The sequence below is a fragment of the Runella defluvii genome (genome assembly GCF_014195535.1).
In the GTDB taxonomy this organism is placed as follows: domain Bacteria; phylum Bacteroidota; class Bacteroidia; order Cytophagales; family Spirosomataceae; genus Runella; species Runella defluvii.
In genome coordinates this window covers 117,266-142,424 of the sequence record NZ_JACIBY010000015.1, presented here as the reverse complement: position 1 = coordinate 142,424, position 25,159 = coordinate 117,266, and the positions used below count along the sequence as shown (strand labels likewise).

General features: G+C 45.5%; 20 protein-coding genes. 11 read left to right on the top strand and 9 right to left on the bottom strand.

The window, feature by feature from the left end:
* Nucleotides 1-217 precede the first annotated feature (217 nt).
* Together FHS57_RS26300 and FHS57_RS26295 are read left to right on the top strand one after the other, a co-directional pair.
* Entirely contained in the window at nt 218-2,596 is a 2,379-nt protein-coding gene (locus FHS57_RS26300) for a M1 family metallopeptidase (RefSeq protein WP_183978936.1), read from the top strand.
* 29 nt (nt 2,597-2,625) lie between these two features.
* Entirely contained in the window at nt 2,626-3,018 is a 393-nt protein-coding gene (locus FHS57_RS26295; protein WP_028522434.1) for a RidA family protein, read from the top strand.
* A gap of 45 nt (nt 3,019-3,063) precedes the next feature.
* On the opposite strand, the gene FHS57_RS26290 is transcribed toward FHS57_RS26295, so the two are convergent.
* Together FHS57_RS26290 and FHS57_RS26285 are read right to left on the bottom strand one after the other, a co-directional pair.
* Nucleotides 3,064-4,134: a mannose-1-phosphate guanylyltransferase gene (locus tag FHS57_RS26290; protein ID WP_183978934.1), complete on the bottom strand. Its 1,071-nt coding sequence runs from the start codon at nt 4,132-4,134 to the stop codon at nt 3,064-3,066.
* A gap of 51 nt (nt 4,135-4,185) precedes the next feature.
* Entirely contained in the window at nt 4,186-5,247 is a 1,062-nt protein-coding gene (locus FHS57_RS26285) for a DUF3089 domain-containing protein (protein ID WP_229601455.1), read from the bottom strand.
* A 150-nt stretch (nt 5,248-5,397) separates the two neighbouring features.
* Between FHS57_RS26285 and FHS57_RS26280 the strand changes: the two genes are divergently transcribed.
* Complete coding sequence (locus FHS57_RS26280; RefSeq protein ID WP_183978930.1) at nt 5,398-8,511, top strand: carboxypeptidase-like regulatory domain-containing protein; 3,114 nt, start codon at nt 5,398-5,400, stop codon at nt 8,509-8,511.
* Nucleotides 8,512-8,581: 70 nt separating this feature from the next.
* On the opposite strand, the gene FHS57_RS26275 is transcribed toward FHS57_RS26280, so the two are convergent.
* Nucleotides 8,582-9,874, bottom strand: coding sequence for an acetylxylan esterase (locus FHS57_RS26275; protein WP_183978928.1), 1,293 nt, complete (start codon nt 9,872-9,874; stop codon nt 8,582-8,584).
* Nucleotides 9,875-10,000: 126 nt separating this feature from the next.
* Here FHS57_RS26275 and FHS57_RS26270 point away from each other — a divergent pair, with 126 nt between their 5' ends.
* The 4 genes from FHS57_RS26270 to FHS57_RS26255 are packed head-to-tail and all read left to right on the top strand — an operon-like array spanning nt 10,001 to nt 14,212.
* Nucleotides 10,001-11,044, top strand: coding sequence for a glycosyltransferase (locus tag FHS57_RS26270; protein ID WP_183978926.1), 1,044 nt, complete (start codon nt 10,001-10,003; stop codon nt 11,042-11,044).
* A complete protein-coding gene (locus tag FHS57_RS26265) occupies nt 11,041-11,808 on the top strand; it encodes a class I SAM-dependent methyltransferase (RefSeq protein ID WP_183978924.1) in 768 nt (255 codons plus the stop codon). The genes FHS57_RS26270 and FHS57_RS26265 overlap by 4 nt, the downstream gene beginning before the upstream one ends.
* The gene (locus FHS57_RS26260) at nt 11,805-12,941 is read left to right on the top strand and encodes a glycosyltransferase family 4 protein (RefSeq protein ID WP_183978922.1); all 1,137 of its coding nucleotides are present in this window, start codon (nt 11,805-11,807) and stop codon (nt 12,939-12,941) included. The genes FHS57_RS26265 and FHS57_RS26260 overlap by 4 nt, the downstream gene beginning before the upstream one ends.
* 56 nt (nt 12,942-12,997) lie before the next feature.
* Nucleotides 12,998-14,212 carry an O-antigen ligase family protein gene (locus tag FHS57_RS26255; protein WP_183978920.1) on the top strand — a complete coding sequence of 405 codons (1,215 nt, stop codon included), beginning with the start codon at nt 12,998-13,000 and terminating at the stop codon, nt 14,210-14,212.
* A 34-nt stretch (nt 14,213-14,246) separates the two neighbouring features.
* Here the strand turns inward: FHS57_RS26255 and FHS57_RS26250 are convergent, their stop codons facing one another.
* Nucleotides 14,247-14,588 carry a hypothetical protein gene (locus FHS57_RS26250; RefSeq protein ID WP_183978918.1) on the bottom strand — a complete coding sequence of 114 codons (342 nt, stop codon included), beginning with the start codon at nt 14,586-14,588 and terminating at the stop codon, nt 14,247-14,249.
* 267 nt (nt 14,589-14,855) lie between these two features.
* Here FHS57_RS26250 and FHS57_RS26245 point away from each other — a divergent pair, with 267 nt between their 5' ends.
* Nucleotides 14,856-16,124, top strand: coding sequence for an aminotransferase class I/II-fold pyridoxal phosphate-dependent enzyme (locus tag FHS57_RS26245; RefSeq protein WP_183978916.1), 1,269 nt, complete (start codon nt 14,856-14,858; stop codon nt 16,122-16,124).
* Nucleotides 16,125-16,240: 116 nt separating this feature from the next.
* On the top strand, nt 16,241-17,335 hold the full coding sequence (locus FHS57_RS26240; protein WP_183978914.1) for a Gfo/Idh/MocA family protein: 1,095 nt from the start codon (nt 16,241-16,243) through the stop codon (nt 17,333-17,335).
* A 28-nt stretch (nt 17,336-17,363) separates the two neighbouring features.
* Here FHS57_RS26240 and FHS57_RS26235 read toward each other — a convergent pair whose 3' ends face one another.
* From FHS57_RS26235 to FHS57_RS26215, 5 genes are all read right to left on the bottom strand, one after another.
* Entirely contained in the window at nt 17,364-18,335 is a 972-nt protein-coding gene (locus tag FHS57_RS26235) for an NADPH:quinone oxidoreductase family protein (RefSeq protein WP_183978912.1), read from the bottom strand.
* 39 nt (nt 18,336-18,374) lie between these two features.
* Nucleotides 18,375-18,989: an immunoglobulin domain-containing protein gene (locus FHS57_RS26230; protein WP_183978910.1), complete on the bottom strand. Its 615-nt coding sequence runs from the start codon at nt 18,987-18,989 to the stop codon at nt 18,375-18,377.
* Between the two features lie 136 nt (nt 18,990-19,125).
* Complete coding sequence (locus FHS57_RS26225) at nt 19,126-21,000, bottom strand: CocE/NonD family hydrolase (RefSeq protein ID WP_183978908.1); 1,875 nt, start codon at nt 20,998-21,000, stop codon at nt 19,126-19,128.
* The gene (locus tag FHS57_RS26220) at nt 20,997-22,595 is read right to left on the bottom strand and encodes a hypothetical protein (RefSeq protein WP_183978906.1); all 1,599 of its coding nucleotides are present in this window, start codon (nt 22,593-22,595) and stop codon (nt 20,997-20,999) included. Before FHS57_RS26220 ends, FHS57_RS26225 begins: the two co-directional genes overlap by 4 nt.
* 59 nt (nt 22,596-22,654) lie before the next feature.
* Nucleotides 22,655-23,104: a DUF8785 domain-containing protein gene (locus FHS57_RS26215; RefSeq protein WP_183978904.1), complete on the bottom strand. Its 450-nt coding sequence runs from the start codon at nt 23,102-23,104 to the stop codon at nt 22,655-22,657.
* 139 nt (nt 23,105-23,243) lie between these two features.
* Here FHS57_RS26215 and glmM point away from each other — a divergent pair, with 139 nt between their 5' ends.
* Together glmM and FHS57_RS26205 are read left to right on the top strand one after the other, a co-directional pair.
* Nucleotides 23,244-24,644: a phosphoglucosamine mutase gene (gene glmM / locus FHS57_RS26210; protein WP_183978902.1), complete on the top strand. Its 1,401-nt coding sequence runs from the start codon at nt 23,244-23,246 to the stop codon at nt 24,642-24,644.
* Between the two features lie 12 nt (nt 24,645-24,656).
* Nucleotides 24,657-25,148 (top strand): gamma carbonic anhydrase family protein, encoded by a 492-nt coding sequence (locus tag FHS57_RS26205; RefSeq protein ID WP_183978900.1) that lies wholly within the window; start codon nt 24,657-24,659, stop codon nt 25,146-25,148.
* Nucleotides 25,149-25,159: the final 11 nt, after the last annotated feature.

The window sequence follows — 25,159 nt, the reverse complement described above, 5'->3', positions numbered from 1 at the left end:
AAAATGGAATCGATATGAAAAATAGTCCCATTAACCGAGTTCCCATTCTCTAAAATAAGGGACGGTTTTCTGTCCAGTTTTTATCGGTCAGCACAATCACGTACGTTAAAATTATTGACGAAACTGTTTATTTATTGAGCATTTACGATAAAAGTGAACAAACTGTCATTTCAGAAAAAGAAATCATTATTCGACTTAACTCAATCAACAAACCCAAATGACTAGGTTTTTTCTCCCCCTATTGTGCTGCCTACTCGGAGCACTTTCACCGCTTATTGCCCAGCCCCCCGCCGCAAATTACCACGCCAATTCTCGTTTTGAGCAAATGGGAACCGCCTTGCCAACCCCAAACACCTACCGCACCGCATCGGGAGCGCCAGGAAAGGAATATTGGCAAAACCGCGTTGATTATGACATCAAAGCCGAAATCGATGATGAAAAACAACGTCTTACGGGCTCAGAAGTAGTAACGTATTTCAACAACTCACCCGATGAGCTACGCTATTTGTGGATTCAGCTTGACCAGAATCTTTTTGCCAAAAACTCAATGGCCAATCAGACGCGGACGAGTTCTATCAACGAAAAGGGAATGCCTGCTACGTCTATGACTCGTTCGATGATTGACAAGGATTACGGTCATAAAATTACGGCCGTAAAAGACCCTAAGACGGGGCAAGCTCTCCGTTATCGCATCAACGAAACCATGATGCGTATCGACCTTAACGCTCCTATTCGCTCAGGACAATCAATCAGTTTTCAAATTGACTGGAACTTCAACATCACCGATTTCCGCTTTGCCCAAGGTGCTCGCGGTGGCGCTGAGTTTTTTGCCAAAGATGGCAACTTCATTTACGAAATCGCTCAGTGGTTCCCGCGTGCTTGCGTGTATGACGACGTAAACGGCTGGCAAAACAAGCAGTTTTTGGGTCAAGGCGAGTTTACCTTGCCATTCGGAAATTATAAAGTAGCGATTACTGTCCCTAATGACCACATCGTAGGTGCGAGTGGTGAGCTTCAAAACGCTTCGCAAATTCTTTCATCGGAGCAATTGAAGCGCTTAGAAAAAGCGCGCGCCACGTTCGATAAGCCCGTTTTGGTTGTCAGCCAAGACGAAGCAACTAAAAACGAAGCCAACAAACCCAATGGTAAAAAGACTTGGGTATTCAAAGCTGACAATGTCCGTGACTTTGCTTTTGCAAGTAGCCGTAAGTTTATCTGGGATGCCATGAACGTAGAACTCAACGGTAAAAAAGTACTTGCCATGTCGTTTTATCCCAAAGAAGCCAATCCGCTTTGGGGACAATATTCAACGATGTTGGTAGCGCACACAGTAAAAACCTACTCAAAATTCACGTTCGACTATCCATATCCAGTTGCGCAGTCGGTACACGGCCCAGTGGGGGGAATGGAATACCCCATGATTTCGTTCAATGGAGCTCGCCCCGATGCTGACGGAACGTATTCTGAAGGAATCAAAAACTTTTTGATTCAGGTGGTTATCCACGAAGTAGGGCACAACTGGTTCCCTATGATTGTGAACTCTGACGAGCGTCAATGGTCGTGGATGGACGAAGGCTTAAACTCGTTTATGGAGTATTTAACTACCAAAGAATGGGATCGTAATCTCGGTGGCGACGTAGCTGAGCCTCAAAATATCACCGAATACATGCGTACCGAGCAAAGCAAGCAGGTACCTATCATGTCGAGCTCAGACAACATCATGGGCTTTGGCCCAAATGCCTACACCAAACCTGCGACGGGCTTAAACATTTTGCGCGAAACCGTCATGGGACGCGAATTGTTTGATTATGCCTTCAAAGAATACGCCAACCGTTGGAAGTTTAAGCACCCAACTCCTGCCGATTTCTTCCGTACGATGGAAGATGCGTCAGGCGTGGATTTGGATTGGTTTTGGAAAGGCTGGTTCTATGGTACCGAACCCGTTGACCAAGATTTGGTGGAAGTAGAATGGTTTGCCCTAGACACACAAAACCCTGAAATCACGAAGGCAGAACAGCGAGCAACCGCCAACAGTAAACGCGAAACCGTTGCTCGTCAGCGCGATAAAGACTTCATCAAAGAATCGGTGGTAGAGAAAAATCCTGATATGAAGGATTTCTACAATTCGTACGACCCGTACGCAGTGACGGAAGCCGACAAGAAAAAATACGAAACCTACTTGGCAAGCTTAACACCAGACGAGCGCAAATTGGTAGAGTCAGGGATGAATTTCTATACGTTGAAAGTGAAGAACAAAGGTGGTTTGCCAATGCCTGTGATTGTGAAGATGCAATTTGAAGATGGTACGGATTCTGTAGCACGCTTCCCAGCGGAAATCTGGCGTTTGAACGACCAACAAGTATCGAAAGTTATTACCACGAAAAAGAAAGTGGTACAATGGACATTAGACCCATTCCGTGAGATTGCGGACATCGACGAAGAGAGCAATAGCTTCCCACGTCAGCCGACGCAACCAACGCGTTTCCAACTATTCAAAGGGGGTGGTTTCCAACGTGGAGGCTCTAACCCAATGCGTGAAGCTCAGCAGGCCCAGCCGCCAAAGGCAGGTCAGCAGGGTGGCGCTAAAAACGAGTAATTTTTTACCCATCAATCATACATAAACGAATGTCACAAAGAGTAAACCTCTCCACTGGAGCCCCTTGGGAAGCTATTATTGGCTATTCCCGCGCAGTACGTATCGGCAACATTATTGAAGTCACGGGTACAGTTGCTGCCGACGAAAATGGCCCCGTAGCCGTCGGAGACGCCTATGGCCAAACCAAATTTATCATTGAAAAAATCGAGAAAGTGCTCGTTCAAGCAGGAGCTTCACTCAAAGATGTCGTAAGAACGCGTCTTTTTGTGACAGATATTGCGCAATGGGAAACGTACGGAAGGGCACACGGAGAGTTTTTTGGAGAGATTCGTCCTTGTACGACAATGGTTGAAATCAGCAAACTCATTGCTCCCGAATACCTTATTGAAATCGAAGTAACGGCTATTTTACAAGAAGCCTAAGGGTCAACCTCCCGAAAGTTTTGAACTTTCGGGATGTTTTTTTTACTAGATATATTGATTTCCAAGCGCTTTGGCATCGGCTACAAAATCCCGCACGCGCTGTTCTTCGTCGATTTTACAAATCATAAGTACCCCGTCGTTTTCAGCGACAATGTACCCTTCCAATCCCTGCACCACCACTAGCTTATCTTTAGGCGTTTTAATGATGCAATTTTTGGTATCGTAAAGCATCAGTTTACCGTCTGCCGCGTTTCGTTCTTCATCTTTGGTCGAAATATCGTACATCGACTTCCAAGTTCCCAAATCGGACCAGCCCAAATCGCTCAAAACAACAAATACATTTTCTGCTTTTTCCATGATACCAAAGTCAATGGAAATATTTTTGCAAAGCATGTACGCCTTTTCAATGAAACCTTTTTCAGTGTCGGTATAATAATCGCTTTTCCCTTCGGCAAATACCTCTGCGACCTCGGGCAAGTGCGCTTCAAATGCCTTGATAATCGAACGCACGCCCCAAATAAAAATCCCTGCATTCCACACAAAATCACCACTTTCCAAAAACTTAACGGCGATTTCTAGTTGCGGTTTTTCGGTAAATGTCTTCACTTTTTTCACCAACCCCTCCGAAGGCAAATACTGAATGTAGCCATAGCCTGTGTCGGGGCGCGTAGGTTGAATACCCAGCGTAATCAGTACCTCACTTTGGGATGCCACGTCGAGGGCTAATCTGACTTTTTCTTTGAATACTTCTTCTTTCAGGATAATGTGATCAGCAGGAGCGACAACCACCGTTGCTTGCGGGTCTTTGGCCGCGATTTTGTAACACGCATACGCAATGCACGGCGCGGTGTTGCGGCGGTTGGGTTCAAGCAGGATTTGGTCATCACTCAAAAACGGCAACTGTGTTTTGACCAATTGATAATATTCAGTACTCGTAACGATGTAGATATTTTCATCGGGACAAACGCCCTCAAAGCGGCTTGCTGTTTGCTGAAGTAATGTTTTTCCCGTTCCTAGTACATCATGAAACTGTTTTGGGTTGTTGTTGCGGCTAAAAGGCCAGAAACGTGTTCCGACTCCTCCTGCCATGATGATGACGTATGTATGTTGATTCATTAATCTAAAGTCAAAATAAGATGAATAGGTGTAATTGAAGTCGTTAGCGCGTTACTTCCCCGCATTCTTCCAATAATTTTCTATACGCAAAGCTACGTTTTCTCGGATGCTCTGCCAAAAAAGATTCATATCGGCGCTGTGCCAAACCTTGGTGCGTAACAAAAACCGCCCCTTGACGTAAGGCTTGTGTATCCACAAAAGCCCTTGGTGGACTTGGGCATCGGCCAACTGAGGATGGAGTATAAACCGTAACCCAACGCCTCCTTTATTTAGACTTTTAGGGGCATACGTTTCGTCTAGTCGCCAAGTAAGAGGATTGGTACAAACAGCCGTCGAAAAATGGTACGTTTGGTATTTTTCGGGGAAATAGTCGCGTAAATACGTATGCCAAGACGCAAAACCACCTACTTCTTCGGCAGAGCGCGCAGGTTTAATAAATTCAAACTCGTTGGGCTGCGCAGGTGGCCCTGCAATGTCACCTACGAGATACGCAAAAACGAGCTTTTGTTGGAGTGGTTTTCCGTCAAAAAACTCTTTGAGCAGGCGTTTTGCGTGCAACGTGCCTTGACTGTGCGAAGCAATGACAATAGGGCGTCCATCTTGGTATTGTGCCAAATAATATTCAAACGCTTTTTTGACATCCGCGTAGGCCAAATCAAGTGCTTGCTGTCTATCTTCTTGGTTTGGGGTAACAAAAGAGTAATAATGCGCTTGCCGATAACGCGGCGCATAGACCCGACACGAACCATTAAAAATCGAAGCTTGGTTCAGGATTGTGGACTCATCCACCTTCTTATTCAGGGCCGCATCGTTGATATCCGCATTCCATTCAAAAGCTCCCTCTGCAGGTTTTTGCGTATAAATAGTGGGGTGAATAAAGAAGACATCCGCTTTTGCCTCAGCTTGTCCGTCTGCTAATCCTTGCGATTTTAGGGGCAAATTGTCGGCGGCATCTTTTTGGGTAGGCAGTGCTGCCCAGCTCGTTGTAAGCGAATAATCAGGCGCTTTAGGAACCGTTCCAACACTGTACGAATTTCGCAAAATAACCTGTGCTTCTACGGCGGGATATATACCAATTATTCCCGCAATTGTCCAAAATAAGCGTTTTTTCAAAAAGTCCATTTTGTATTTTTCAAATAATTATGCGTGCATAACACTTTTATGATATGAATATACAAAGTATAAATTGTAAATTATCTTTAAAAGAGCGAATATTACGCAGTAAAATTATCACAAGAGCAATCTAAAACCAATTAAAAACCTATGAGTAAATCACTACGTAATGCCGTGTTTTATTTAACGGCATGGTTAGTCAGTGCAGGTACGTTGCTGGCACAAACCAAATTATCGGGAAATATCACCGATGCAAATACGCGTGAAGGCTTAGTGGGAGTAAGTATTCAGGTAAAAGGAAAAGTAATTGGTACCATCACCGACTCCAAAGGCAATTTTTCTCTTACAACAAGCACTCCTACACCTTTTGCTTTGGTCGTGTCCTCAGTAGGATACGAAAGCCAAGAAATAGAAGTTACTGGCAACCGCTCCGACATCAAAGTTTCGCTCAAAGAGCAAGTAATGCTAGGCCAAGAAGTGGTGGTCTCGGCATCGCGGGTGGAAGAAAGCGTAATGCAATCTCCTGTGACAGTTGAAAAAATGGACATTCGGGGCATTCGAGATAATGCTTCGCCGTCATTTTATGATGGGTTAGCCACCATGAAAGGCGTTGACATGGCGACGCAAAGTTTGCTCTTTAAATCTATTAACATGCGTGGATTTGGCTCTACAGGAAACCCACGTACAGTTCAGATGATTGACGGGATGGATAACTCTGCACCTGGTCTTAACTTCCCAATCGACAACATCGTGGGGATGCCAGAGCTTGATGTAGAAAGCGTAGAAATCCTTCCAGGAGCAGCTTCGGCACTTTACGGCCCTAACGCTCTCAATGGTTTAATTTTGATGAATAGCAAAAGCCCGTTTTTGTACCAAGGTTTGAGCGCAGCCGTAAAAACAGGAGTAATGTCGGCAAGCAATCGTACACAAGCGTCTTCTCCGTTTGGTGACGTTTCTATCCGTTATGCCAAAGCATTCAATAACAAAGTAGCTTTTAAGGTTAACCTTAGCTACATCCAAGCCAAAGACTGGCAATCAACCAACTACGACAATTTAAACCTAGGAGGGAATGCTGACCCACTCAGAGGTGCTGGTACAAAAACAGACTACGACGGAACCAACACGTACGGCGACGAAGTGCAAGCCAACATGCAAACCGTTGCCAACTCGCTTATTGCCGCCAAATTGTTACCTTCTACCGCGTTAGCGTTAATTCCCAATGCGAACGTGAGTCGTACGGGTCTTTTGGAAAATACCCTAGTAGATAACAACGTAAAAAGCTTCAAGTTTAATGGTGCACTTCACTACCGTATCTCTGAAAAAGTAGAAGCCGTTGGTCAAGTAAATTATGGTTTTGGAACGACGCTTTACACAGGGACTGGTAAATACTCGCTTCGTAATTTTAACTTGACGCAAGCTAAACTAGAGCTCCGTGGGGACAATTTTACCTTGAAAGGCTACACTACGCAAGAGCGTTCTGGAGATTCTTACACAGCTGGTTTGGCTGCGGTAGCTATGCTTAACGGAGTAAAACCTCATGCCAACTGGTTTGGTGAATACGTAGGCGCCTTTGCTACGGCACGTGGGGCAGGGATGGCCGAAGAACAAGCTCACATTTTGGCACGCCAAACGGCCGATAAAGGATTGCCTGCCGCTGGAACTGCTGAATACAATACGCTTTTGGACAAATACAGAAATATGTCAATCGTTCAAGGTGGGGGAGGTTTCTTGGAAAAAACCAATATGTATCACCTTGAAGGCGTTTACAATTTCAAAAATCAACTCAAATTTATTGATTTGTTAGTAGGGGCCAACTACCGCATGTATCAACTCCGCTCTCAAGGAACACTTTTCGCTGATTTGAAAGATGGCCGTGATGGAACCATCCCTATCAACGAATATGGTGCTTTTGTACAAGCTGGTAAAAAACTTTTTGGTGACCACCTCAAGTTAAGTGCCTCGCTTCGTTACGATAAAAACCAAAACTTTGAAGGCCAGTTCTCGCCTCGCTTGTCGGCCGTAACAACTTTTGGGGATCAAAACATTCGCCTTTCTTACCAAACAGGTTTCCGTATTCCAACTACTCAAAACCAGTACATCGACCTACAAACACCTGGAGGAACCCTCATCGGAGGCTTGCCAGAGTTTGACAAACGCTATAACCTAAGTTCTGGTGTACTTCGTGAAACGCTGGTTGATTTCTCAATAAACCCAACCAAATACGTTACCCAAGCCATTATTGACCAAGCCAAAGCCTATGCTACCGCAGCGGTTACAGCTCAACTTGCCGCGATTCAAGCGGGTGTAACAGCAGCGGTTCAGGCACAAGTAACGGCGCTTGTCCAAGCGCAAGTAAATGCTCAGGTAACTGCTGGTCAAATCCCTGCTGCTAATGCAGCGGCGGCAGTACAAGCAGGAGTAGCTGCTCAAATGGCAACTGATGCAGTGAAGCAGTCGATTGCAACGAATGTTCAAAACGAAGTGGTAAAACAAGTAACTGCCGTAACTACGCAAGTAGCTCCTGCTTTTGCTCTAGCAACTTTACCTAAATATCAAGCAAAGGCGCTTCGTCCAGAGCGTGTAAAATCGTTTGAAATTGGTTACAAGGGTCTCATTAATAAAAAATTAATGGTAGATGCTTCGTATTATTATAGCGTTTACCAAAACTTTATTGGGGGAGTAACAGTCGTAGTACCAACTGCGGCGGCGGCTCCTGGCTTACCAATTGCCTCGGGGCTAGCTAGTGGCAGCACCCGTGCAGGTTTCTCTCGCCCAGCCAACAGCGACAAAGACATCGTTGTAACTGGCTTTTCGATCGCACTTAACTACTCGCTTTCAAAAGGCTATTTTATGGGAGGAAACTTTGCCAATAACGTGTTGAAAGACTTCACTGCCACTCCTGAGCTTCCTTACTCTGGATTCAATACGCCTCAAAACCGCTTCAACGTCAATTTCGGCAAGCGTGCGGGTAGTGGTGAGAAATTTGGATTTAACATTGCCCTCAAGCATCAACAAGGATTCGTCTGGCAATCAAGCTTTGTCGTTCCTACAACCACAGGAGTACCTTTGTTCTCTAATACGGACGTTCCTTCTTTTACTAACTTAGATGCTCAAGTAAGCTACAAACTAGCTAGCTTCAAATCTCTTTTGAAAGTGGGTGGTACCAACATCGGAGGGAAGCCATACATCCAAGCCTATGGTAGCCCTTCTATCGGCTCGATGTACTACGTTTCATTGACTTTCGACGAGCTACTTAACAAGTAATATTCTCTCTAACAAACAAAAGCGGCTTCGGGGTAACTCGAAGCCGCTTTTGTTTTATACCAACAAATTTCTATTTCCCAGTCAGTTTATTCACCAGCCAGCCCGTCATCCGTTCGTTTTGTTCGGGGTAGGTCCAGTGTCCTGTTTCAAGGGCTAAAAACAACTCTTTGGAAGCCGAAATAACGTTGTAGGACGCGTACATCGACGTTGGCGGGCAGGTTTCGTCGTTGAATCCCCACGAGTAATACCCTGGCACTTTGACTCTCCGCGCAAAATTTACGACGTCATAGTAACCAATCGTCGCGATTTTGTCGGGTTTATTACCAAACGCAATCGTGTTTTTATCAAAATAATGCGGCCACCCTCCCGCACGTCCTTTCAAGTATCCCGTCACATCCGACAAGGCAGGATAAAATGCCCCTAACCACTTGACACGGTTATCTAACCCCGCCGTCACAATCGACAACGCCCCGCCTTGGCTTCCACCCGTCACAGCCAAATTTGAACCGTCGTATTGGGGTAAGCTCGTCAAGAAATCATTCGCACGCACGCAGCCTAAATAGACCCGCTTGTAATAAAAACGGTCGCGGTCGTCCATGTTATACGCCCAGTAACCATTAAAAGCCCCAGCCCCTAAATCGGTATAAACTGAAGGCTCCATCGTCACTGGAATGCCGTGAATACCTATTTGTAGCGTAATGATTCCTTTTTCGGCATTGGCAATATCTCCGCCGTACGGGCGCACACCCGCACCTGGCACGTGAAGCAAGGCGGGATATTTTCCTTCTTTTTTGGGAACGCACAAAATCCCATAAAGGCGCGCACCCATTCGGAAGTTTTGAATATTTACGTGATACACATTTACTTTTTCCGTGCAGCGTTCGGGCAAAAGCGTCATTTTTGCATCCAAAGGAATTTTGGCCAAATCTGCTTTTGCGTTAGTCCAAAATGTATCAAAATCCGAGGGATTATCTACCGTCGGCTGAATACTCAGTGGGTCAAAGCCAGCCGTTGCCAGCCCTTTGTATTCTTTCCCTTCTATTTCCGCAAATGCGATACAGCGCAGAAAACCAGCCATTTTCATCGTACCAGCCTCTACCGTCAGCGAGCCTGTTGGAAGTGAAAGGGTTTCTTTTTTTGTCGGCTCCATTTTTTCGGGGCCAACTTCGTAGCGAATACGGGCATTTTTTACCAAATTTCCATTTTGGAGGACAGAAATAGTAAACTTCACGTTTTCACCCGTTTTGTACGTCCAGTCGAAGTGATCGGGAGCCACCACCACTTTATAAAATCGTTCGGCGGGTTGGCCTAACGCCACCCAGCTCATCAGAAGGTAAAAGGATACAAAAATGGTCTTTTTCATGCGGAAAAAACTAAGTTTACAAATAAATTGAGATATAAAAGAACGTTTTTATAAAAGAAAATCTACCTCTTTTTCTATGCACATTTTGTACTTTTGTTCCCTACAAGACCTAATCTAGCGTTTCTCTTGACCTCTGACCCACTCAAAGTCGTCGTTTTACCCGATGCTGGCCCTGAAAACCCCTTTCAGTACGAGCTAGTTCGTTATTTTCGAGAAGAAGGGTTTGACGTGGTTATTGGAGGAAAATATACTATTGGAAGTACACTAAGGGCTATTTTCGCGCATCGCCCCCCAGTAATTTACTACGATTGGGTACATAGTTTTATTCTTGGTAAATCTCGCTGGTGGACGTACTTCAAATCGTCCGTTTTTGTCGCCGAAATTTTGGCAGCACGCTACCTATTCAACGTTCGTTTTGTACATACACTGCACAACCTACAAAACCACGCTGGGCTGTGGCTTCGTTGGGAACGCCGTATTTATGGGTTCTTTCTCAGGAAATGCCACCAAATCAGGGTTTATTCGGAAGAAACTCGCCAAGCTGCCATGGAGCGTTTTTCGCTCCAACCCGAACGCGTAAAGGTAATTCAGGATTTGCCGTATCATTTTTATTATCCCAATATCCTTTCTAAAAACGAATGTCGAAAACGTCTGAATCTTAACGACGACGATTTTGTATATTTGTTTTTTGGCGAAATCAAACCTTACAAAGGTGTTAGCAACTTAATCGACGCTTTTGCTGAAATTGCTCGCCCCAATGACCGTTTGTTGATTGCGGGCAAAAGTTACGACGCCACTTTTTTTGAACCTATTGAGAAGGCCGCCCAAGCCAACTCCTCCATACATCTCCACCACCGTTTCATTCAAGACGACGAAGTCCAAGTATTTTTCAACGCCGCCGACGTGGTTGTGTTACCCTTTATTCGCATCGACCATTCTGGCTCAATCGACTTGGCACTCTCGTTTCGTAAACCCATCGTTACGCTAAAAACCGACGCTACCGCGCGGATGTTGGCGCACCAATCCACACTTCTGTTTGAAACATCCTCCCAACTCCCCCATTGTTTGCAAATCGCCCGCGAGTTACCCCTCCAAGCGATTGGCGACCAAAACTTTGCCATTGCTGATTCAACCAATTACCGCGACCTGACCTTACTTGTTACCCTATGAAAGAAAAATTAAAAACCCTGCTTCGGCAAAACCTCATTTATCAGCTCAATCAGCTACGATTGCAGTGGCGGAGTATTCCCTATCGGCTTGGGGATGAGGTGGAATGCCCTATTTGTCAGAGCCATTATCGGGCTTTTATGCCTTTTCGGTATCGGACAAATGCCTATTGCCCCAATTGTAAGTCGCTTGAGCGGCATCGTTACATTTTTTTAGCCCTCCGCGACCGTCTTGGTTTTTTCTCAGCTCCCCGAAAAAAAGTGCTGCATTTTGCACCAGACATCTGCCTGATTCCCAGCATCAAAGCATCTCCGTACATCGACTACGTCACGGCTGACTACATGACGTCTTTTACGAGTAGTATTACCGTAAAGCCCGACCATGTAATGTCGATTGATGACATTAAATTTGACAATGATACGTTCAACGTAGTAATTGCGATTGGAATTTTAGTAATGGTCCCCGACGACACCAAAGCCATGCGTGAAGTACTGCGCGTACTTAAACCCGATGGTTATGCCGTTTTTCACGACCCCATCAACAAGGATTTTCCAACCTCATTTTCGGATGCTCGATTGACCAAAGAAGAAAAACAAAAGCTGTATCACGGCCACGACCAACGGTGGTATTATGGCGCTGATTATGCCGATCGCTTGCGCGCCCAAGGGTTTAGTGTGGAGGACGATACTTTTATCCAAACCATTGATTACAAACGCTATGGCATTTCGCCCACAGAACGGGTATATATAGCTCGAAAAAACGCATGAAGATTGTATTTTGTACCAATGCTTTTGAAAATGTAACGAACGGCCCCGTCCGATTTGCGAATAGTATTCTCGAAATCAACGAGCGTTTTCCTGAACATGAGCTACGGATTTTGACCGAAGATGTATCTGACGAGCGGCTGGCGTCGCTTCGTTATGTTCACAAAGTTCCCGTCCAAATTCCGCGTTTGTTAAAGCCGCTTGGGCAAATTTTACGATGGTTTATCTATTATCGCCACGTCAAAGCGTTGGAGAAGTCATTTGATTTTGACGTGTTGGTTTATATCAATTCCTTCAATGGAACTTGGGCGAGCTTGGTTTCTGACAAACCCACCGTGGGTATGATCAACGACGAAAAAAACATGCTCGCCCACTGGGGAAACTTTGCATGGAAATCGCTGTGGTTCAAACGGTTTATGTTTCAGCAATTTGAGCGTTTATCGGCCAAAAAACATAAACTCGTGATTGCCAATTCGGAGTTTTTACAAGAACGTATCCGCCAAACGTACCAATTGCCCGCGCCGAAAGTAACGAAGCTCTATAAAACCATTCCGCTCGATGGTATTGAGTTCAACCCCCAACGCGCTTTTGGGAGTACAATCAAGGTACTGTTCGTGAAAGCCGATTACTTGGTAGGACAATTGCCTTTGGTGGCGGCGGCACTCAAAAAGCTCCCACAGTATTCTTTTTTGTTGACCGTTATTGGCCCCGAACCTTGGTTTGCCAGCCACGTCCGTTCGTTTTTTGAGACTATTTCCAACGTCCAACTCGACTATCAGGGCCCACAGCCTCAGGCGCGCGTCTATGAAGCCCTGCGTAGCCACGATATTTTTTGCGTGCCGTCCTACACCGAAGCATTTGGCGTTGCCAACATCGAAGCTCTTGCCCACGGAATTTCGGTCGTAAGTTCGCGCGTTGGAGGCATTCCTGAGGTGGTTGACAACGGCAATAACGGTTGGCTAATCGAATCGGGCAATGTAGAAAGTTTGACAACCGCCTTGGTTGAATGTATTGAAAACCCACAATTGCGGCTAAAAAAAGCCGAAAACGGGCGAAAATTCATCCAAAAGTTTTCCAAAGACGAAATGTTACGCAACTTTGTGCAAATGCTTGAGTCGGTAGTCAACGTACACTAATTGACGCCGAACGATATACTATGCAATGGCGAAGGATTTTTCGAAACAGGGCGCTCTTGGATTGGCACTTGGTGATGTATTTTCTCAATACCTTCTTGGTCATTTACGGGTATGGATTGAGGGGAGGAGCATTTCAAGCGGCCAAATTGATTCGTACGGGTTTAGTAATCGTTTCTTTGCTTGGTATTTTGTTTGCCCAAGGCCAGATAAAATACATCTTTAATCAGCAAAAAAACTGGGCACTTTATGGGTTTATTGGCCTCAATGTAATCGTTTTACCCTTTAGTGTCGATGTCTTTTGGAGTTTTGAGCGGCTGTCTGCTTGGATTCCATTCTTGATTTATACCAACTACTTTGTCGTCTATCTTTTTAAACATTATTCCAAAGAGGAGGCGAAAATCAAGCTGTTACAAGTCTTTAGTTTGGCGTATTTTTATCCCGTCGCAATGATGCTCGTCACTGGTGTCGCTTTCCAAGCTACCAATGTCTATGGGCAATACGTCGGGGTGTATAAGGCCAACGTTATCGGTTGGGCTTGCACGCTTTTTATTGTGTCGAGTTTTGATCTTTACGCCAACAGCCCCATGAAAAAATGGGTGCAATACCTCTTTTTTTTCATTGCATTTCTAACGCTGTGGGGCATTGTACTGACGGGTTCACGAAGCAGTTACGCGGGTTTGGCCTTGTCTTCAGCGGTGCTGATAGCTCGTAACCGAAAAATCTCCATTTATCTCAAAGCGGCCGCTCTGACTTGTATATTGGCCTTTGCATACTACATTGTGATGAGCCCCGACTCAGTCGTCAACTTGCGTTCAAAATACGCAGGAATACGCCGCCAACGCGGAGAAATTCGTTTTCAGTTGGCCCAAAAAGCTTTTGAAGTATTTACCAATGACCCGGGCGTTTTATTGACAGGTTTTGGATTTGATAATTTCAAAGCAGGACTGGAAGTATATGCCGACGTCCACACGGATCTAGCTTCGCACAATTCGTACCTCGAAATCTTATTTTCAGGCGGACTCCTTTCCTTTCTTTTTTTCTTGATTTTTTACGCCATCAACGCCTTTTGGGTCTATGTACGCTACGATAGTCCGTACTTTGTTTTTCTGCCATCGTTGATGATTATCCCTTACTTTGAGTCCAACCTCAACGCGGGACAGTTTTTGTTTTTTCCGTGGATGACCGTCTTATTTTATTACATTCACGTTCGTTCATTGCAGATTCCTGTGCACGAGATGAGCCTCCATAACACACAAAAAAGGGAAGCCTAGGCTTCCCTTTTTTGTATTTCTGCAAAGCAGTTGACTATTTTTTCTCTTCTTCGCTTCCGCCAAAAAGTCCTTTGATAAACCCTGTTGCTTTGTCGAGTGCTTCACCCGCTTCTTCTTTGAGGTCTTCAAATTTTTCTTGCGCTTCGGCAGCCAACTCTTCCGCTTTGGCTTTGGCTTCGGCGAGTGCTTCTTCAGCTTCAGCTTTCATTTCTTCCGCTTTTGCTGTCGCTTGCGCTTTCAAGGCTTCTACGTCAACACTTTGTATTTTCTCCGTGATTTCTTCTTTCAATTCTTGAAATGTTTCTTGTGCCTCAGAAGCTAATTCTTGCGCTTTGGCTTTGGCTTGTTCGGCTGCATTTTTCAATTGATCTTCCATGATTACTCGTATTATGTGGTTTAAAATAAGTGATTGTAAGTTGCTACAAATTTAAGAGAAACCAAGCGGGTTGGTTCGCCGCTCATCACATTAATTTTCAGCGAAACACCGTTCACAAATTGGATTTTTGCGAGTTGATTTCTTCATTCAGACGCGGGTACTTGGCATCAGTAACACCCCTAACTCTTTGAAATTGAGTTAGGAATTTTTATTTTTGTACAAAATTTATTTGAAAGCTGTATTTAACTCTAAAAATAGCATAATTAAGTGGATATTTTCGAGAAACTACGTAGTAACTGGGGACCTATCGGGGCGGCCGCAAAAGCCCTTAATAGCCACCACTATTTTTCATTTCCAAAGCTAGAAGGGGAAATCGGTCCACATATGAAATTTCGTGGAATGGACGTCCTCAACTGGAGTTTGAATAACTACCTCGGTTTGGCCAACCATCCAGAAGTTCGTAAGGCCGATGCCGAAGGCGCAGAAAAATGGGGATTGGCGTATCCAATGGGCGCCCGTATGATGTCGGGCAACTCTGATTTACACGAGATTTTCGAAAAAGAATTGGCGGAGTTTGTTGGCAAAAAAGAAGCTTTCTTGCTCAACTATGGCTACCAAGGAGTGATGTCGGTCATTGAGTGTGTTTGCGACCACCGCGACGTTATCGTCTATGATGCCGAAGCGCACGCTTGCTTGATTGACGGTATCCGTTTGCACAAAGCCAAAATGGGGCAGTACTACAAGTTTAACCACAACGACATGGAAAGCTTGGAGAAAAACCTCATTCGCGCCACCAAATTGGCCGAAGAAAAAGGCGGTGGCGTTCTTGTCATTACCGAAGGCGTTTTCGGAATGTCAGGGAAAGTAGGTAGCCTCGACAAAGTCGTTGAATTGAAGAAAAAATATAATTTCCGTCTTTTGGTGGACGACGCGCACGGTTTTGGAACCATGGGTGCCAACGGAGGCGGAGTAGCCGAGCTTTTTGGCGTAGCCAAAGAAGTTGATTTGTACTTCTCGACTTTTGCCAAATCAATGGCCGCCATCGGTGGCTTCATCGCGGCTGATGATCCAGACATCATCATGTACCTCAAATACAACATGCGCTCACAAACTTACGCCAAAGCCCTGCCAATGCCTTACGTGGAAGCAGGTCGTAAGCGTTTGGAGCTCATCAAAGCGCATCCTGAACTTCGCGAAAAACTCTGGACGATTGTCAATGCCCTTCAAAATGGTCTCCGCGACCTTGGGTTTAACATTGGCGAAACAACCTCTCCTGTGACGCCCGTGTTTATGCAGGGTCTTCAAGGCGGTCTTCCCGAAGTGACCAACATGGTGCGCGATTTGCGCGAAAACATGGGTATTTTCTGCTCTATCGTCGTTTATCCTGTAATTCCAAAAGGACAAATCATCTTGCGTTTGATTCCGACGGCGGCACACACGCTTGAAGACGTAGAGCGCACTTTAAAAGCTTTTGACAACATGCGCTCCAAACTCGACGCAGGCGTCTATCGCGCTGGCCTCGAAGTGGTTGCCTAAATAATTTTGGTTTTGTATTCCAAAGCGAGTGCTTCTTAGGAGGTTACTCGCTTTTTTTATGGCAACAATGGGGAGTTTTGACATCAACCTTCTTTTACTACAAACACCCTTCTCCTATGAAATCACTTTCCGTTTTTGTCTTGTTGCTCATTGGTAGCTTATTGGTAGAAGCCAAACCGCTTCGGCTAGGCATCGCTGGATTTACCCACGACCACGTCCATCAGATTCTGAGTCGCCCCGACAAAGGCGATGTTGAAATCGTGGGAGTAGCCGAGCCTAATCGCGATTTGGCCATGCGCTATTTGAAACGTTATAAATTGTCAGAAAAACTGTGGTATCCATCGCTCGAAGCCATGATTGCCGCTACGCAACCCGAAGCTGTTTGTGCTTTTAATAGCATTTATGAACACAAACAAGTGGTCGAAATCTGCGCACCCAAAGGCATTCATGTGATGGTTGAAAAACCGTTGGCCGTGAATCGTGAACACGCTGAAGCCATGGTTAAGCTCGCCCAAAAGCATAAAATTCAGCTATTGACCAACTTTGAAACAACTTGGTACGCCAGCCACCAAGAAGCCTATCGGATGATTAAAGAACAAAATGCGTTGGGCGAAATTCGGAAGGTGGTGGTTCACGACGGGCACAAAGGCCCCCGAGAAATTGGTTGTTCCGAAGACTTTTTATCGTGGCTCACTGACCCCGTGATGAATGGGGGAGGAGCTATCATTGATTTTGGGTGCTACGGTGCCAACCTAATGACGTGGCTCATGCAAGGCGAACGCCCGCTGTCGGTCACGGCCATTACCCAACAAATCAAGCCTGCTGTTTACCCAAAAGTCGATGACGAGGCCACCATTATTCTTACCTATCCGCACGCTCAAGCCGTCATTCAGGCTTCGTGGAACTGGCCTTTTGACCGCAAAGACATCGAAATTTATGGACAAAAAGGGTACGTCGTCTGTGACAAAACCCTCCAAATGCGCGTTCGGCAAGGAGACGGCGCGCAACGCGACGCCCCCGAAAAATTGCAAACACTTACCCCACTTTCGGCACCTTACAACGACCCGTTTTCTTACTTTGGGGCCGTCATCAAAGGCGAAATCACTCCCAAGAAAGATTTATCTTCGCTCGAAATCAACCAAGTGGTAGTTGAGATTTTGGATGCTGCGGTACAATCTGCTAAGACAGGAAAGAGTATTATTTTGAAATAACACAGGGGTTGTGAGCAACCCCTACACACTACGGCACAACGACTAATTTGCCCATCGCTCGGCGTTCGAGCATGTCGTACAACGCTTGCGGAGCTTCTTCGAGCGAGTATGTTTTCTGAATATGGGGTTTGAGTTCGCCCGTTTGGTACCATTGAAACAACTCCGTAATGTTCTGAAAATTGGCTTTGGGCTCTCGTTCGGCAAAAGCTCCCCAAAACACGCCAACAATAGCGCAACCTTTCAGCAGTGCCAGATTGAGCGGAATCGACGGTATTTGTCCTGCGGCAAAACCTACCACCAAATACCGTCCTTTCCAGTTCATCGCGCGCAGTGCAGGTTCGGCATATTTATCCCCTACAGGGTCGTAAATCACGTCCACACCACCGCCCGTTATTTCTTTTAGGCGTTCGCGCAGGTCTTCTTTTGAGTAATTAATCAGGGCATCAGCACCGTACGATTTGCACAGTTCCAACTTTTCATCGCTCGACGCCGCTGCAATTACCTTTGCCCCCATGATTTTACCCAAATTGACCGCTGCCAACCCCACACCACCAGCCGCACCAAGTACGAGCAGCGTTTCACCTGCTTTCAGTTCCGCACGGTTTTTTAGGGCATGATACGACGTTCCGTACGTGTACATCAGCGAAGAAGCCACTTTATAATCCATTTTAGGCGGCATCCGAAACACTCGGTTGGCTTTAACGGCCAGTTCCTCCGCAAATCCGCCCCAGCCTGGCATGGCAAATACATCATCGCCAGCTTTGAGGTGCGTTACGCCTTCGCCTACTTCTTTGACCACTCCTGCCACTTCACCACCAGGCGAAAAAGGAAACGCTGGTTTGAACTGGTATTTTCCTTGAATAATAAGGGTATCGGGAAAATTAACCCCGCAGGCTTTGACCGTAATAATCACCTCATCTGCCTTGGGAGTCAGTGGTGCTATGTCTTCAACGAGGAGGCTATCGGGGGTTCCGTACTGTTTGCAGAGAAGGGCTTTCATAAGGAAAGAAGGTTTGTTTTCCTCTAAAAGCAAAAAAAATTACTGCCTTACTTTTTTGACGGTTATCGGAACGCACATCGTCCTTTGAATGTCCAAACGCGCAGGTGTTCGCCCTAGGCTTTTACATCCAGAATCAAGGCGGCGGGTTTCGGCATAATACATACCAGAGTTAGTCGGAATATACTGTAATATTCCTTTTGCCAACAATGTCCCACCCGTTGGTTTATCATACCAATCGACGGTTTCATTGTCCTTTGGGAACGCAATTAGGGGAGGAATAGGCTGCCCTTCGCAGGTACTTTGACTAACTACCAAGGGAGCGTCGGGTAAAATGGGGTCGCAAATGGGGAGCGGAATTACTTCTTGGCGGGCGAGCTCGGTGGCGTCGTTTGGCCGAATTGTCACCACTACTTTATAGTCAAAACTTGGGTCAATGTCCACGATGGTATCATTTTGAATACGGCCTTTGTTCGAATTGATTTCAGCGTCTATCAAGCTGAAAACAATTCGATAACGGCTTTCTCCCTCGCACACTTTAGGGCATATTATTTCAGTTACTTTGAAACTAACTTTGCCTTGAGAAAAGGTGTGAGTGACGGATACAATCATCAAAAGGAAGCCCAGCAAAGGGCTTCTTCGACATAATAAATTCACTTATGAGTAGGGTATAATAGAATACAAATTTAATGGCTTCTATTATACCCTCCAAAAAAATAAAATTAAAATTAACTGATTAACAGCGAATTACAAATTTGGTTTGTTTTTATATCCCAATAGAAATATACCAATTCTAACGCAAAATTTGCACTTCAACCGCACTTGAAGCGCCTTTTTGGTGATAAACGGTGTGCGTTGCTTTGATAAAATCTGAGTCGTTTGCAACGTAAATATTAGGCACAAATTTTTGAGGATTTCGGTCAAAAAGTGGAAAAGCGGTGCTCTGAATTTGAATCTGAATACGGTGTCCTTTCTTAAAAGTATGCAGTACATCCTGCAAACGAAAGTTCACATCGGTCACTTTATTGGGCACCAAAGCTTCGGGTTTTTCAAACGAATTTCGGAAGCGCGCACGCATGATTTCGCTACGGACCATCTGGTAATAATTGCTTAAAATGACGTTCTTATTAGGCATAAAAGCATGATTAGGTTCGTCGCCAGGATAGACATCAATGAGCTTTACAAAAAAGTCGGCATCCGAGCCTGTTGTGCTAATCTTGAGTTTGGCCATTATTTCCCCTCCCAGGGTTACATCTTCGGTAAGTGGCTCGGTCTGAAACGTCAGCACATCCGTACGACGCGCCGCAAAACGCTGGTCTTCCGACATGTAATTAAACGGCGTGAAGCCCATGGTTTCGGTATTGTCTTCGATGTACGGCACTGGCTTGAGCGGGTCGCTGACGTAGGCTGTCTTTGATGCGGCTTGGGAAGGCGCTTCAAACGACAATTTACCATTGGCGTGGAAATACAAGGTTTTCTTTTCGGCAGCAGCGGCAGGCCAACGTTCAAATTTCTCCCATTGTTTCTTGCCAGTATTAAACAAGTACGCATCGGGCAAACCCGTTTTTCCGTCGCCCGCACCTTTCAAGAAGTGCTTAAAAAACGTACTCTCAATTTCTCGTTGATAAAACGTAGCAACACTATCCCCAAAATACACATTGCTGTGCAGTGTATGGCCCGTTTCGGCCGACCAACGACCGTGGCCAAAAGGCCCCATCACCAGCGTGTTGTAAGTCGAGGGATTGTTTTTTTCTAGGGTTTTATACACCGTCAGTGGCCCGTACAAATCTTCGGCATCAAACCAGCCACCCACCGTCATTACGGCGTGTTTCACATTTTTTAAATGCGGAATAATGCTGCGTTTCTGCCAAAACTCGTCGTAGTTGGGGTGGTCTTTGTGTTCTTGCCAAAAGAAGTTGTCTTTGTAATACGTGTCAAAATGTTTGAGGGAACCCAAATCAAGGTTAAACTGATAGCCGTCTTTGGTTTTTTCCTGAATCATCTGTGGCATCCACCAATGGGAGGTAGTTGGTTTTTCGTGCTGAATCCCAAACACAGGAAACGTCAAGAAATAGCCTTGCGTAAAAGCACCATTGTGGTGAAAATCATCAAAATAAAAGTCTGAAACGGGTGCTTGGGGTGACGAAGCCTTGAGGGCTGGGTGTTGGCTCAACGCACCCGCCACCGTATAAAACCCTGGATAACTGATTCCCCATTGACCAACGCGACCGTTGTTGTTGGCAACGTTTTTCACCAACCATTCTATCGTATCGTACGTATCCGACGATTCGTCCACCTGCGTGGGCTGGGTTTTGTTAGGAATTTGCGGCGTCATGTTTGTCCACTTTCCTTCGCTCATATAGCGTCCGCGAACGTCTTGATAAACAAAGATGTACTTGTCTTTCATCAAGAATTTATTGGGGCCTAGCTGGCCAGGGAATTTGCCTTCGCCGTACGGTGCTACGCTGTAACACGTCCGTTGCATCAAAAACGGGTAGGTGTTGGAAGCAGACGCGTCTTTGGGCGCATAAACGATGGTGTGCAGTTTCACCCCATCACGCACAGGAATGTCGTATTCGGTTTTGGTGTAATTTTCTTTCACCCAATCAACTTGGGCATAAACGGTGTGCTGCAAGGCCACAACGCACAAAAGAATCCACTTTTTCATGGTTTGAGGGTTTGTTTGATGAGTAAATAATCTCCTATTGAATTGGTTAAACGTTTTTCAAAACCTAACGAAGCATGACTTTGCAAAAACGCCTGAAAACCCGCATCTTTTGCAAAATACGCTTGCATGTCTTGGGTCATCAAAATGAAATTGATGTTTTTAGCTTTTACAAAGTCCGTAAAATTACCCGAAGTGTATTCTTCCACGTGAATCCAATCAGATTCCTCTTTCAGGAAAACCCGATACCAATCGCGTTCAAGAACGCGTAAGCGCGCTGTAGGCTGAATGGCTTTGATAAAACGAACATTGTCAGCAATGGGAGTAGGGAGAGGTTGAGAATACGAGAAATACCGAATTCCCACAAATACAAGCAAGACACCCAAAGCCACCGTTCCTTGTAAAGATTGGCTAAACATTGAAAAATTGCGCAACGAAATCGGTTTTACAACTTGGGCTAACAACCAGAAAATGAGAATCAAATGAAATACTAAGTAATGCGTACGCGGGTAAATCAGCACGGTAGCAATGAGCGATGGCAGCAACAACACCAGCACGGCCACAAACCCCCAAAAATCGACTGAGGTTTTCTGAAAGTTTTGAAAAGTGCGACGATAATCCACACAACCCGCAAATATCAAGACAATCAGACCTACGAAAGCCGTTCGCCAGCGCGAATACCACCCCCGAAAAAGGGTTTGGTAAAACGTATCCACCGCATTTTTTACGTTGGCCGTTAGGCTGTGTGTGATATTCGTAAAAACGTGTTTAAACGCCCACTTAGGCTGTTTTTTGACCGCATCGGCAAAGGTTTGTACATCATCTCCCAATACTTTATGAAATAGCTTTAGTTGCGATTCAATTGTACTCGGCTCAGGCTGATGATTCCATGCACTGTAATTTACCACAAAATGCTGCTGAAACGCTACTGTGCTACGGCTGTCGTCTGCTCCAAACAAGGGATTACCAAAAAGCAAGTGTAACACCAAAGTAGCTACCACAAAACTTCCCAAAGGCACCCATCGAATTGTATCTTTGGGCGCTTCTTTCCACAACCAGCCCAACGCAATGACCGTCGCACAAAGAAACGACACGTAAAATTCGGGGCGAATATACGAGCAAACCAAACCTGTGAATGCCACCACCAAAAAGCGCACGTACTGAGGCCATGCGTTGAAATGAACCAGCGCAAGTGCGCCCAAAATGAGGCAAAAGGGAGCAATAGAAATTTTAGGATTAAGCGGAAGGTTTTGGTTGGAAAATAAAAACAGCACCGCCAACCATGCGCTCATTGCCACGGATACCTTCAGAGAGCGAAACCACAAAAAGGCGACAAAGCCCGCCAAAACGCTCAAAATAGCCCAATTGGCATAGTACAAATCGAGACTATCGGGAATGAACAAATGCCAGAAAGCATACCAAGCAGCATATAACGGGCCCCATTGGACTCCTCCAATAAATGGCACCGAAAATGTCAGACCTGAGCCCAAATAGGTCGTTTCATCACCAAATTCAACATCCTTCCAGGCGGTTATGTCATGAACCAGTACCCACCCTGCAAGCAACACAATAAATACTCCAAGCCAATGTAAACGCATATAGAAAAAAATTGTCGAAGCGCTGCTGCCTCGACAATGTATTTTTTTTAGTCAATAAATTAAATCGCTTTGGTCGTGTCCGCGGGAGCCGCTTGTAGTTCAGGCTGCGGCGTGGGTAGTACCTGTCGAGGAACGTTTGGGGCAGGAATTAACTCCACCGAAATGACAAAATACTCCGTATCTCCATTCCAAGGAAGCTTAAAAAACTTCTCTTCGTAATGAAGCGATACCCGCTGCCCTGTCCGTTGTGACTCGTTTAGGGCGTTTACCACCGCTTCGTTGTCTCCATCGACTGAAAAATCCCAAGTGGTAGAATTAAATGTCCCCGTTCCATCCGACATTCCTCCTACCATCAACTGACCTTCGTAAGTTTTAAAAACGTATCCTTTGCGGCTCAACTTCACCAATGAGCCTACGCGCGTACCGTCGCTGTAATAACCAAATGTAACATAATAGAAAATTCCTCCTAAAATCAGGAAGAAAATCACAAGAAAGAGCCACTTACGCATAATCTTGTAAAAATTAGAGTGTTAAACAGATTAAAGGGCGAACTTCGTAAAAGTCGTTGGATTTTGCAAGAAGCACCTGTTTATGACCAAAAATTACTACTTTTGACCCCATCATACGACAGTAAAAAAATAAAATAAAGTGGCTCTAATAAAATCAATCTCGGGTATTCGTGGTACGATTGGAGGTAAGACGGGAGATTCGCTTACGCCTATTGATGTTGTGAAGTTTTCAGCAGCTTTTGGAACTTGGCTCAAACGCTCTCGGCCTAACAATTTACGCATTGTGATTGGTCGCGATGCACGCCTTTCGGGCGAAATGGTTTCTAAGCTTGTAGCCTCTACCCTTCAAGGCATTGGGTTTGAAGTAATCGACTTAGGGCTTTCAACCACCCCCACGGTAGAAATTGCCGTACCGCTCGAAAATGCCGCAGGAGGTATCATCCTTACAGCAAGCCACAATCCGATTCAATGGAATGCCCTCAAACTCCTCAACAGTGTAGGTGAATTTATTTCGGGGCAAGACGGGGCCGATGTACTCGCTTTGGCCGAAAGTGAAGATTTTGACTTTGCCGAAGTCCGTAAATTAGGAAGCTACCGAACAGATAACACTTATTTTCAGAAACACATTGAGTTGATTCTTGACTTGCCATTGGTCGATAAAGAGGCCATTGCCGCGCAAGATTTCAAAATCGCGGTCGATGCCGTAAACTCAACGGGCGGAATTGCCGTACCGATGTTGTTGGAAGCTTTGGGCGTAAAAAAGGAAAACATCAAACTCATCAACTGTGAGCCTACGGGAAATTTTGCCCACAATCCTGAGCCTCTTCCCGAAAATTTAATCGAAATCAGCAGCGAACTCAAACGCGGCCACTATGACCTTGGTATCGTTGTGGACCCCGACGTAGATCGTTTGGCTTTGATTTGCGAAGATGGTTCTCCTTTTGGCGAAGAATATACCCTTGTTGCCGTGGCCGATTATGTGTTGAAACATACCCTCGGAAATACGGTTTCTAACTTATCATCGACGGGTGCCCTCCGCGACATTACCCTCAAAGCAGGAGCGCAGTATTTTGCCGCGGCGGTAGGGGAAGTAAATGTGGTAGAAATGATGAAAGCGCAAAATGCCGTCATCGGTGGCGAAGGCAACGGAGGTATTATTTATCCTGCCTTACACAGCGGCCGCGATGCCCTTGTTGGGATTGCGTTGTTCCTAACCCACTTGGCTAACTTCGGAAAATCCATTTCTATTCTTAGAAGTACCTACCCCAATTATTTTATTTCTAAAAATAAAATCGAGCTTACACCTGACATCAACGTGGACAAGGTGCTTGAAAAAATTAGTCAGAAATACGCCAAAAACCCCGTTAATACCATCGATGGTGTAAAGATTGAATTTGACAAAGAGTGGGTTCACTTGCGTAAATCTAACACCGAGCCCATCATTCGGATTTATTCTGAATCAGAAACGGAATCTACGGCCAACCATCTTGCCAAAAAAATCATCAATGACATTAAGGAAGTCATTTCCAATCATTTATAAATCGACAATGTTATGAGTCGCGTTGCGTTCATTGCTCCTACTGCCTGTGTGATGGGCCAAGTAACCCTCGGCGAAGAGGTATCGGTTTGGTACGGCGCGGTGATTCGTGCCGATGTGGAAAAAATCAGCATCGGCGCCCGTAGCAACATCCAAGACACGGCCGTTCTTCACGCTGATTTTGGGTCTCCAACCATCATTGGTGAAGATGTCACTGTGGGGCATGGAGCGATAGTACACGGCGCAATTGTCGGCGATGGCTCGTTGATTGGAATGCGCGCAACGATTCTAAACAACGCCAAAATTGGAAAATTTTGCATCATCGGAGCCCATGCCCTTGTGACGGAGGGCATGGAAATCCCTGATTTTTCGATGGTTGTGGGTACGCCAGGGAAAATCATCAAGCAACTTCCCGAAACCTATGCCAAAAAACTTCTTGAAAGTGCCGCTCACTACGTCGAAATGGCATATAAACACGCAGAAGGCGCATTTCCGCTCGTACAATAAACACTCATACT